An 11,970-nucleotide genomic window follows, 5' to 3' on the forward strand; every position below is an offset into this window, starting at 1 on the left:
GACAGCGCCCGGCGCTTCAGGATGCCGATCATGCCGCGCGGGCATGGAGGGATCGGCGGATGGGCTATTCCGCGTTCAGGATTGTCAGGGAGGCGCTGACCGGCCATCGGGGCTGGAAGCCGGCCTGGCGCGATCCCGAACCGAAGGCGGAGTATGACGCTGTGGTGGTCGGCGGCGGCGGGCACGGGCTGGCCACCGCCTTCTACCTGGCCAGGGAACATGGGCTGGCGAACGTCGCGGTTCTGGAGAAGGGCTGGCTCGGTTCCGGCAATATCGGCCGCAACACCACGATCATCCGCTCCAACTACCTGCTTCCCGGCAACCAGCCCTTCTACGAATGGTCAATGAAGCTCTGGGAGGGGCTGGAGCAGGCGCTCAACTTCAACGCGATGGTTTCCCAGCGCGGGGTGCTCAACCTCTGCCACAGCGACGCCCAGCGCGACGCCTATGCGCGCCGCGGTAACGCCATGATCATGTCCGGCGCGGATGCCGTACTGCTGGACCGGGACGGCGTCCGGCGCATGTGCCCCTTCCTCGACTTCGACAACGCGCGCTTTCCGATCACCGGCGGGCTCTGGCAGCCGCGCGGCGGCACCGCCCGCCATGACGCCGTGGCCTGGGGCTATGCCCGCGCCGCCGACCGCCGCGGCGTGGACATCGTGCAGAACTGCGAGGTCACCGGCTTCCTGATCGAGGGCGGCGTCTGCCGCGGCGTCGAGACCACGCGGGGGCCGATCCGGGCGCGCCGTGTGGGCGTGGCCGTCGCCGGCTCGTCCTCCCGGGTCATGGCGCTGGCGGGGCTCCGTCTGCCCATCGAGAGCCATGTGCTGCAGGCGTTCGTCACCGAGGGGCTGAAACCCGTCCTGCCCGGCGTCGTCACGTACGGCGCGGGCCATTTCTACGTCTCCCAGTCCGACAAGGGCGGACTGGTCTTCGGCGGCGACCTGGACGGCTACAACACCTACGCCCAGCGCGGCAACCTGCCGGTCGTGGAGGACGTCTGCGAGGGCGGCATGGCCATGATGCCGTCGATCGGCCGCGCCCGCGTGCTGCGCATGTGGGGCGGCGTGGTGGACATGAGCATGGACGGCTCCCCCATCATCGACCGCACGCCGGTGGAGGGGCTCTTCTTCAACGGCGGCTGGTGCTATGGCGGCTTCAAGGCGACGCCGGCGAGCGGCTGGTGCTTCGCGCATCTGATGGCGACGGGCGATCCGCATCCCGTCGCCGCCGCCATGCGCCTGGACCGCTTCCGGACGGGCGCGCCGATCGACGAACGCGGCGCTGGCCCGCAGCCCAACCTGCACTGAGGCCCGAGCGATGATCATCGACCATCCGCTGCTCGGTCCCCGCGACATTGCCGAGTTCATCTGCCTGGGCGACGCTGTACTGATCGAGCGCCCGGACCCGGCCGCCGGGGACGCCATGGACCGATTCCACGACTGGCTCCACCTGCGCGACAATCCCGCCGGCGAGCATCGGGAACTCTGGTATCACGAGCACGGCGACCGATCATGGCTGGTGGTCACGCGCGACACGCTGACCCACGAGATCAGACGCGTCGAGCTGGCCCGCGACGTCGCCCGCGCCAGAGGCCGGGGCGTATGAACCAGCCCTTCCGCCTGCATGACGGGTTGATCGACCGCAGCGCGACGCTCTCCTTCACCTTCGACGACCGGGCGTTCGAAGGACACCCGGGGGACACGCTAGCCTCGGCGCTGCTGGCCAATGGCGTGCGGCTTGTCGGCCGGTCGTTCAAGTATCACCGCCCGCGCGGCATCTTCGCCGCCGGATCGGAGGAGCCGAACGCGCTGGTGGAAGTGCGCGCCGGCGCCCGGCGTGAACCCAATACAAGGGCGACGGTCGCGGAGCTGTTCGAGGGGCTGGAGGCCCGAAGCCAGAACCACCGCGGTTCTCTGAAACGGGATCTGCTGGCGGTCAACGACCTGCTGGCGCCATTCCTCACGGCCGGCTTCTACTACAAGACGTTCATGTGGCCGCGGCGCTTCTGGGAGAAGGTCTACGAGCCGGCGATCCGCAACGCGGCGGGGCTGGGGCGCCTTTCAGGCGAGACCGACCCGGACAGTTACGACAAGGGCTTCCTGCACTGCGATCTGCTGGTGATCGGGGCCGGACCGGCCGGACTGACGGCGGCGCTGACCGCTGCCCGCGCCGGCCGGCGCGTGATCCTGGCGGATGAGGATTTCCGTCTCGGCGGCCGGCTCAATGCGGAGACGCTCGAGGTGAACGGACGCGCCGGGGCCGAATGGGCCGCCGCGGTGGCGGGCGAGCTCTCGGCCATGGAAAATGTCCGCGTCATGGCGCGGACGACCGTCATCGGCGCCTTCGATCATGGCGGCTATGGCGCGTTGCAGCGCATGACCGATCACCTGCCCGATCCGGGCGCCGCGCCGCGGCAGGTGTTCTGGCGCATCCGCGCCCGCCATGCGGTGCTCGCCGCCGGCGCCACCGAGCGGGCCATCGCCTTCGGCGGCAACGAGCGGCCCGGCGTGATGCTGGCCGGGGCCGTGCGGACCTATCTTAACCGCTACGGCGTCGCGCCCGGCCGGCGCGTGGCGGTGTTCACCAGCAACGATGATGGCTGGCGCACGGCATCCGACCTTCGCGAACAGGGCGTCGAGGTCGCGGCGGTGATCGACGCGCGCGACTGCAATGCGCCGCTGGAACTGCCGGGCGTGGAAGCCGTGCGTGGCGGGAGGGTGGTCGAGACCAGGGGACGTCATGCCCTGAAGGAGGTCCGCCTGGCGGACGGCCGGCGGATCGAGGCCGATTGTCTCGCCGTCTCCGGCGGCTGGAACCCCAACGTCCACCTGACCTGCCATCACCGCGGGCGCCCGGTCTGGCGCGACGACATTGCCGCCTTCGTGCCAGGTCCGGACCTGCCGCCCGGCATGATGGTCGCGGGCGCCGCGGCGGGCGATCTCACCCTGGCGGCGGCGCTGCGCGCGGGCCGGGAGGCGGCGCTCTCGGCGCTGGACCTGGACGGGCCCGGGCCGGACCTGCCGCAGGCCGAGGACGAGCCTGCCCGGGTGACGGCGCTCTGGCATGTCGCGGAAACCAGGGGCCGGGCCTGGCTGGATCTGCAGAACGACGTCACCGTCAAGGATGTCCGGCTCGCCGCGCAGGAGGGCTACCGTGCCGTCGAGCAGGTCAAGCGCTATACCACCCTCGGCATGGCCACCGATCAGGGCCGCACCGCCAACGTGCCGGCGATCGGCGTGCTGGCGGAGACGCTTGGCAGGTCCATCGCGGAGACGGGAACGACGATCTTCCGCCCACCCTACACCCCGGTTCCCGTCGGCGCCTTCGCCGGCCGGTCGCGCGGCCCGGATCTCCGGCCGATACGCCGCACGCCCAGCCATGACTGGGCCGTCGAGCAGGGCGCGGTTTTCGTGGAGGCAGGCCAGTGGCTCCGCGCCCAGTGGTTCCCGCGGACCGGCGAAACGCACTGGCGAGAGAGCGTCGACCGGGAGGTCCGGCAGGTGCGCTCGGCCGTGGGCGTCTGCGACGTCACGACGCTCGGCAAGATCGAGGTGCAGGGCCGTGACGCCGCGACTTTCCTCAATCGGATCTATGCCAATGGCTTTGCCAGACTGCCCGTCGGCAGGGTCCGTTATGGACTGATGCTGCGCGAGGACGGCTTCGTCTGTGACGACGGCACCGCGGCGCGGCTGGCCGAGGATCACTTCGTCATGACCACCACGACCGCCAATGCAGGGCTGGTGTTCCGCAATCTGGAGTTCTACCGCCAGTGCCACTGGCCGGACCTCGACGTGCACCTGATCTCCGGCACCGATCAGTGGGCGCAGTTCGCGGTCGCCGGCCCGCGTTCGCGCGAGTTGCTGGGCAAGCTGGTCGACGCGGATACCGACATCTCCAACGAAGCCTTTCCCTTCATGGCCTGTGCCGAAATCACGGTCTGCGGCGGCGTGCCGGCCCGGCTGTTTCGCATCTCCTTTTCCGGCGAACTGGCCTATGAGGTCGCCGTGCCGGCGCGTTATGGCGACGCCCTGATCCGGGCGCTGATGGCGGCGGGCGGGCCGCTCGGCGGCGTCCCCTACGGCACCGAGGCGCTGGGGGTGATGCGTATCGAGAAGGGGCATCCGGCCGGCAACGAACTGAACGGCCAGACCACGGCGCTGGATCTCGGCATGGACCGGCTGGTCAACAGGAAGAAGGTCGCCATCGGCAATGTCCTCTGCGACCGGCCGGAGATGAAGCGCGAGGACCGCTCGCGCCTGATGGGCTTCCGGCCCGTGGACCGCACGCGGGAGCTGCGTTCGGGCGCGCATTTCGTCGATCGGGGCGAAGCGGTGACCACCGGGAACGATCTCGGCTGGATGAGTTCGGCGGCGTGGTCGCCGACGCTGGGCCATTCGATCGGTCTCGGTTTCATCCGCCGCGGGGCAGCGCGCCTGGGCGATGTGGTTGTCGCGGCCGATCCGCTGCGGGACGAGATGATCGAGGTCGAAATCGTCTCGCCGCATTTCGTCGATCCGGACGGGGAGCGGCTGCGTGGCTGAGTTCGAACTGGCTCCGCGAAGCCCGCTCGGCGGCATCCGACAGGATTTCGGCGGTGTGAGCCTGTCGGAGCCGGCCGGGCTGGGTATCGCCGCGATCGCCGTGCCACGCGGCGGCGATGCGGCGCTGGCGGACGCCGTGCGCGCGGTCTGGGGCATGGAGTTGCCGACTGTCGGCCGTTATTCGATCGGAACGGACGGCCTTCGGCTCATCGGCATGTCGCCGGACCAGTTTTTCGCGGTCTTCCCGTGCGAGGGACCCGACGCGGCGCGGATCGTGGCGACGGCGTTGGGCGAGGCGGCCTGGGTCACTGAACAATCCGACGCCTGGGCCGTGCTCGACCTGGAGGGGCCAGGGGTGCGCGCCGCCCTGGAGCGTGTCTGTCCGCTGGACCTGCATCCGGACCTCTTTGCCGCCGACTTGGCCCAGCGCACGCTGATGGAGCATCTCTCGGTCATCGTCATGCGCCTGGCGGAAGACCGCTTCCGCCTGATGTCGCCCTCGTCGTCGGCCCTGTCGTTCCTGCACATGGTCGAGACGTCGGCGCGGAACATTGTGCGCGGCGGGGATCACGGGGCATAAAGGGCGTCCCGAAGGCTAGGAGACTGCCGGTGCAGGGCGAGGCTGAACGCAAGGGCGTCTGGAAATCCGGAAAGGGCAAGGGGCGCCGTACGCCGAAGGGCCGTCAGCTCGACGACGACGCCCTGGCCGAGGTGCGTAGCCTGCTGGGCGAACGGCCGCGCCGCCGCGACCTGCTGATCGAGCATCTGCACCTGATCCAGGACGCCTTCGGCCATCTTTCGGCCGCCCATCTCCGCGCTCTGGCGGAGGAGATGAAACTGGCCCAGGCCGAGGTCTACGAGGTCGCCACCTTCTACGCCCATTTCGACGTGGTGAAGGAGGGCGAGACCCCGCCGCCGCCGCTGACCATCCGGGTCTGCGACTCGCTTTCCTGCGAACTGGCCGGCGCGCAGGGTCTGATGCGGGCTCTGGCGGACGATTTTCCCGCGGATCGGGTCCGGGTCGTCCGCGCGCCCTGCATGGGCCGCTGCGACACCGCGCCGGCGCTGGAGATCGGCCACAACCATATCGACGCCGCGACGCCGGCGAAGGTGAAGGCGGCGATCACGGCCAACGACGTCTACCCGCATATTCCCGACTACCAGAATCTCGCCGCCTACACCGCCAGGGGCGGCTATGTGGAACTGACCGACCTCCGCGGCGGCGCGCGTTCGCCCGAGGAAGTGCAGCAGACGGTGCTCGAGTCCGGCCTTCGCGGTCTGGGCGGCGCGGGTTTTCCATCGGGCCGCAAATGGTCTTTCGTCCGCAGCTACGAGGGGCCGCGCTATCTCGCCGTCAATGGCGACGAGGGCGAGCCCGGCACCTTCAAGGACCGCTATTTCCTTGAGCGGACGCCGCATCTCTTCCTGGAGGGCGCGCTGATCGCCGCCTGGGCGGTCGAGGCCGAACGGATCTTCGTCTACATGCGCGACGAATACCCGGCGGTGCTCGAGATCCTGCGGCGGGAGATCGCCGCCCTGGAGAAGGCGCGGCTGATCGAGCCCGGGTATATCGACCTCCGTCGTGGCGCGGGCGCCTATATCTGCGGCGAAGAGAGCGCGATGATCGAGAGCATCGAGGGCAAGCGCGGCCTGCCGCGTCACCGCCCGCCCTATGTCGCCGAGGTCGGCGTCTTCGTCCGCCCGACGCTTGTCCACAATGTCGAGACGCTCCACTGGGTCGCGCGCATCGTCCGGGAGGGTCCGGAGATTCTGAGCTCGGTCGAGAAGAACGGCCGCAAGGGGCTGCGCGCCTACTCCGTCTCCGGTCGGGTGAAGGAGCCGGGGGTGAAGCTGCTGCCCGCGGGCTCGACCATCCGCGATCTGATCGAGGCGTCCGGCGGCATGCTCGACGGTCATGTCTTCAAGGCCTACCAGCCCGGCGGTCCGTCATCCGGCCTGCTGCCGGCGGCGCTGGACGACGTGCCGCTCGACTTCGACATGCTGCAGCCTCACGGCAGTTTCATCGGCTCGGCCGCCGTGGTCGTCCTTTCCGACAAGGACAGCGCCAGGGCCGCGGCGCTCAACATGCTGCGCTTCTTCGAGGACGAGAGCTGCGGCCAGTGCACGCCCTGCCGCGTCGGTTGCGAGAAGGCGGTCAAGCTGATGGAGGCGGATCGCTGGGACGGCGACCTGCTGGAAGACCTCTGCCAGGCCATGGCTGACGCATCGATCTGCGGTCTGGGCCAGGCCGCGCCGAACCCGATAAGATCGACCCTGAAGCATTTTCCGGGGGAAGTCTGATGCGTCTCGTCCTTTTCGCGTTCGGTTGTCTGACCTATGCCGCCGCCGCCGCTGCCGATCAGGCGCAGCCCTATGCCGGGCAGCAGCACCGGGCGGTGAGCAGCTACAGCGAACGTGAAGTCGCCGCCCTGCTCGCCGGTGAGGGGCGGGGCATGGCGAGGCCGGCGGAGCTGAACGGCTATCCGGGACCGTCGCACCTGCTGGACATGCAGGAGGAACTGGAACTCAGCGGCGAACAGATCGCCGTCATCCGCGCCGCCTTCGAGCGGATGCAGTTGAAGGCGCGCGATCTCGGCGCGCGGCTGGTCGAGGCGGAGGCGGAGCTGGATGCGCTGTTCCGCGACCGCCGCGCCGATCCGGACACACTCGTCGTGGCGCTGCGGAAGGCGGCGGACCTGCGGATGGAACTGCGGGAGACGCACCTGCGCGCCCACCTGGAAGTCACGCCCCTGCTGACCGCGCACCAGCGCGAGGCCTATGCGCTGCTGCGGGGCTACGGGGCCGGACACGGCAAGCACGGAAGGCACTGACATGACAGTTTCCTTCACGCTCGACGGCCGGGTCGTCACCGCGGCCGAGGGCGAAAGCATCTGGGACGTGGCCAGGCGCGAGGGAACGCTGATCCCGCATCTGTGCCACGCCGACCAGCCCGGCTATCGCGCCGACGGCAATTGCCGCGCCTGCATGGTCGAGATTGATGGCGAGCGGAATCTCGCCGCTTCCTGCATCCGCGCGCCCGCCGAGGGAATGGTCGTGCGGACCGCGACCGACCGCGCCGCGAAGGCGCGGAAGCTGGTGATCGAGATGCTGATGGCCGACCAGCCGCCGCGTGAGGCGGCGCACGATCGCTCCTCGCACTTCTGGAAGATGGCGGATCTGCAAGGCGTCGCGGAAAGCCGCTTCCCCGCGCTGGCGCCGGACCGCGTGCCGCTGCTGGACGACAGCCATGTCGCCATGCGCGTCAACCTGGACGCCTGCATACACTGCAATCTGTGCGTCCGCGCCTGCCGGGAAGTCCAGGTCAACGACGTCATCGGCATGGCCTTCCGCGGTCATGACGCGGAGATCGTCTTCGATTTCGCCGATCCCATGGGCCAGAGCACCTGCGTCGCCTGCGGCGAATGCGTGCAGGCCTGCCCCACCGGCGCACTGATGGAATCGACGGCCCTCGATGCCGCCGGTCACGGCGACAGCGCGGCCTTCGACGAGGAAGTGAAGTCGGTCTGCCCCTATTGCGGCGTCGGCTGCCAGCTCAGCTTCAAGCTCCGCGACGGCCGCATCGCCTGGGTGGACGGCGTCGACGGGCCGGCCAACGAACAGCGTCTCTGCGTCAAGGGCCGCTTCGGCTTCGATTATGTCGATCATCCCCACCGGCTGAAGACGCCGCTGATCCGCCGCGACGACGCGCCGCCCAAGGGGCTGAACGTCGATCCGGCCGACCTCTCGACGCATTTCCGCGAGGCGACGTGGCAGGAGGCGCTGGACCGCGCTGCCGGCGGGCTTGCCGCCCTTCGCACGGACCATGGCGGCCCGGCGGTGGCCGGTTTCGGTTCGGCCAAGTGCTCCAACGAGGAGGCCTACCTTTTCCAGAAGCTGATCCGGCAGGGCTTCGGCCACAACAATGTCGATCACTGCACCCGGCTCTGCCACGCCTCGTCGGTGGCGGCCCTGATGGAGAATGTCGGTTCCGGCGCGGTCACGGCGACCTTCAACGAGATCGAGAACGCCGACTGCGCCATCGTCATCGGCGCCAATCCGGTCGAGAACCATCCGGTGGCGGCGACCTATTTCAAGCAGTTCGCGAAACGCGGCGGCAAGCTGATCGTCATGGATCCGCGCGGCGTCGGCCTGGGCCGTTACGCCAGCCACATGGTCCGCTTCCGGCCCGGCACGGACGTGGCGATGCTGAATGCCGTCATGCACGTGATCGTCGAGGAGAGGCTCTACGACGAGCAGTACATCCAGGGCTTCACCGAGAACTGGGAGGCGATGAAGGCCCATCTGAAGGGCTTCCCGCCCGAGAAGATGGCCGAGATCTGCGGCGTCGAGGCCGAGACCCTGCGCACGGTGGCCCGGACGTTCGCCGGCGCCCGCGCAGGCATGATCTTCTGGGGCATGGGTATTTCGCAGCACATCCATGGCACCGACAATTCCCGCTGCCTGATCTCGCTGGCGCTGATGTGCGGGCATGTCGGGCGGCCCGGGACCGGGCTGCATCCCCTGCGCGGACAGAACAATGTCCAGGGCGCCTCCGACGCCGGGCTGATCCCGATGTTCCTGCCCGACTACCAGTCCGTCGGCGACGATGGCGTCCGCTCGCGGTTCCGCGATATCTGGGCTTCCGGGGATTTCTCCGCCGAGAAGGGACTGACGGTCGTCGAGATCATGGACGCGGTTCACGACGGCCGGATCCGCGGCATGTACATCATGGGCGAGAATCCGGCGATGTCCGACCCGGACGTGGAGCACGCGCGCGAGGCGCTGGCGAAGCTGGAGCATCTGGTGGTGCAGGACATCTTCCTGACGGAGACGGCGAACTACGCCGACGTCATCCTGCCGGCGACCGCATGGGCGGAGAAGGCCGGCACGGTCACCAATACCAACCGCCAGGTTCAGATGGGGCGGCCCGCCGTGGCGCCGCCGGGGCAGGCGAAGCCGGACTGGTGGATCACCGTCGAACTGGCCAGGCGCCTCGGCCTGGACTGGGACTACGGCCACCCGCGCGACGTCTTCGCCGAGATGAAGCGGTCCATGAAATCGCTCGACAACATCACCTGGGAGCGGCTGGAGCGGGAGGCGGTGACCTATCCCAGCCTGTCCCCGGACGATCCGGGCCAGCCCATCGTCTTCGGCGACGGCTTTCCGCGTCCCGAGGGGCGCGCGCGCTTCACCCCGGCGGCCATCGTGCCGCCCGACGACACCCCGGACGCCGAATACCCGATGATCCTGATCACCGGACGGCAGCTGGAGCACTGGCACACGGGCTCGATGACCCGCCGCGCGCAGGTGCTCGACGGGCTGGAGCCCGAGGCGAGCTGTTCGATGCATCCGAAAACGCTCCGCAGGCTGGGCGTCGGGCCGGGCGACATGGTCCGGCTTTCGACCCGGCGGGGCTCGCTGTTGGTGATGGCCCGCGCCGACCGCGCAATCTCGGAAGACAACGTCTTCATGCCCTTCGCCTTCGTCGAGGCGGCGGCCAACATCCTGACCAATCCGGCCCTGGACCCTTACGGCAAGATCCCGGAGTTCAAGTTCTCCGCCGTCCGCGTCGAGAAAACGGCAGGCGCTGTCGCGGCGGAGTAAGCCGCGCGCCTGTACATCATTTAGTCGAGGTTCCGTGACGCCGACCCGGCGGGGCGGGCGGCGACCAGGCGCCAGCAGGAGCAGCGAGCCATGGCCCACAAGAGCGACATCGAGATCGCCCGCGCGGCGACGAAGCAGCCCATTCAGGAAGTCGGCGCGCGGCTCGGCATTCCGTCCGAGGCGCTGCTGCCCTTCGGCCACGACAAGGCGAAGATCAGTCAGGACTTCATCAACGCCCAGAAGGACCGCGAGGACGGCAAGCTGATCCTCGTCACGGCGGTCAACCCGACCCCGGCGGGCGAGGGCAAGACCACGACCACCGTGGGTCTCGGCGACGGCCTCAACGCCATCGGCCGCAAGGCGGCGATCTGCATCCGCGAGGCCTCGCTCGGTCCGTGCTTCGGCATGAAGGGCGGCGCCGCCGGCGGCGGCTATGCCCAGGTGATCCCGATGGAGGACATCAACCTCCACTTCACCGGCGACTTCCACGCCATCACCGCCGCGCACAACCTGCTGGCGGCGATGATCGACAACCACATCCACTGGGGCAACAAGCTGGGCATCGACGCCCGCCGCGTCGCCTGGCGGCGGGTGCTGGACATGAACGACCGCGCGCTTCGCCAGGTGGTGCATTCGCTGGGCGGCGTCGGCAACGGCTATCCGCGCGAGAGCGGCTTCGACATCACCGTGGCCTCCGAAGTCATGGCGATTCTCTGTCTGGCCAACGACCTGGAGGATCTGCAGGCGCGGCTGGGCGGCATCATCGTCGCCTACACCCGCGACCGGAAGCCGATCTACTGCCGCGACCTGAAGGCCGACGGCGCCATGACGGTGCTGCTGAAGGACGCGATGCAGCCGAACCTCGTGCAGACGCTGGAAAACAATCCCGCCTTCGTCCACGGCGGCCCGTTCGCCAACATCGCCCATGGCTGCAACTCCGTCGCCGCCACCCGCACGGCGCTGAAACTGGCCGACTACGTCGTCACCGAGGCCGGCTTCGGCGCGGATCTGGGTGCCGAGAAGTTCTTCGACATCAAGTGCCGCAAGGCCGGTCTGTCGCCCGACGCCGTGGTCATCGTCGCCACGGTGCGCGCGATGAAGATGAACGGCGGCGTCGGCAAGGACGACCTGGGCCGGGAGAACGTCGAGGCGGTCGAGAAGGGCTGCGCCAATCTGGGCCGCCACATCGAGAACGTGAAGTCCTTCGGCGTGCCGGCCGTGGTCGCGATCAACCACTTCGTCACCGACACCGAGGCCGAGATCCAGGCGGTGAAGGACCATGTCGAGTGGATGGGCTCGGAGGCCATCGTCTGCCGCCACTGGGCCCAGGGTTCGGCGGGAATCACCGAACTGGCCGAGCGCGTGGCCGAAATCGCCGACAGCGGCATGGCGCAGTTCAGCCCGCTCTATCCCGACGACATGCCGCTGTTCCAGAAGATCGAGACCATCGCCAGGCGCATCTACCGCGCCGACGAGGTGCTGGCCGACAAGAAGGTCCGCGACCAGCTCCGCAAATGGGAAGCCGAGGGCTTCGGCGACCTGCCGATCTGCATGGCCAAGACGCAGTACAGTTTCTCGACCGACCCGAACCTGCGCGGTGCGCCCGACGGCCATTCGGTGCCGGTCCGGGAGGTCAGGCTCTCGGCCGGCGCCGGCTTCATCGTCGTGATCTGCGGCGAGATCATGACCATGCCCGGCCTGCCCCGGGAACCGGCGGCCGAGCAGATCATGCTCAACGACGCCGGCGAGATCGAAGGACTGTTCTAGGGAGGTCGGCGCGCGGGGGATGGCGGGGCCGGCCCGCGCGCTGACGCACCCGAGA

At 69.1% G+C, this 11,970-nt stretch carries 8 protein-coding genes; all 8 read left to right on the top strand.

Annotation, left to right across the window (positions count from 1 at the left end; translation table 11 throughout):
* Positions 1-59 precede the first annotated feature (59 nt).
* Entirely contained in the window at positions 60-1,310 is a 1,251-nt protein-coding gene (locus tag CWC60_RS17985) for a sarcosine oxidase subunit beta family protein (protein ID WP_109795293.1), read from the top strand.
* A gap of 10 nt (positions 1,311-1,320) precedes the next feature.
* Complete coding sequence (locus tag CWC60_RS17990; protein WP_109795294.1) at positions 1,321-1,608, top strand: sarcosine oxidase subunit delta; 288 nt, start codon at positions 1,321-1,323, stop codon at positions 1,606-1,608.
* The gene (locus tag CWC60_RS17995; protein ID WP_109795295.1) at positions 1,605-4,544 is read left to right on the top strand and encodes a sarcosine oxidase subunit alpha family protein; all 2,940 of its coding nucleotides are present in this window, start codon (positions 1,605-1,607) and stop codon (positions 4,542-4,544) included. Before CWC60_RS17990 ends, CWC60_RS17995 begins: the two co-directional genes overlap by 4 nt.
* Positions 4,537-5,124 (top strand): sarcosine oxidase subunit gamma, encoded by a 588-nt coding sequence (locus CWC60_RS18000; protein WP_109795296.1) that lies wholly within the window; start codon positions 4,537-4,539, stop codon positions 5,122-5,124. Before CWC60_RS17995 ends, CWC60_RS18000 begins: the two co-directional genes overlap by 8 nt.
* A gap of 29 nt (positions 5,125-5,153) precedes the next feature.
* On the top strand, positions 5,154-6,845 hold the full coding sequence (locus CWC60_RS18005; RefSeq protein ID WP_109795297.1) for an NAD(P)H-dependent oxidoreductase subunit E: 1,692 nt from the start codon (positions 5,154-5,156) through the stop codon (positions 6,843-6,845).
* Complete coding sequence (locus CWC60_RS18010; protein WP_109795298.1) at positions 6,845-7,375, top strand: Spy/CpxP family protein refolding chaperone; 531 nt, start codon at positions 6,845-6,847, stop codon at positions 7,373-7,375. Before CWC60_RS18005 ends, CWC60_RS18010 begins: the two co-directional genes overlap by 1 nt.
* A gap of 1 nt (position 7,376) precedes the next feature.
* The gene (gene fdhF / locus CWC60_RS18015; protein WP_109795299.1) at positions 7,377-10,148 is read left to right on the top strand and encodes a formate dehydrogenase subunit alpha; all 2,772 of its coding nucleotides are present in this window, start codon (positions 7,377-7,379) and stop codon (positions 10,146-10,148) included.
* A gap of 90 nt (positions 10,149-10,238) precedes the next feature.
* Positions 10,239-11,915, top strand: a complete 1,677-nt coding sequence (locus CWC60_RS18020) for a formate--tetrahydrofolate ligase (RefSeq protein WP_109795300.1) — start codon at positions 10,239-10,241, stop codon at positions 11,913-11,915.
* Positions 11,916-11,970 lie beyond the last annotated feature (55 nt).

Origin of the sequence: Minwuia thermotolerans (assembly GCF_002924445.1) — a bacterium.
GTDB classification, from domain to species: domain Bacteria; phylum Pseudomonadota; class Alphaproteobacteria; order Minwuiales; family Minwuiaceae; genus Minwuia; species Minwuia thermotolerans.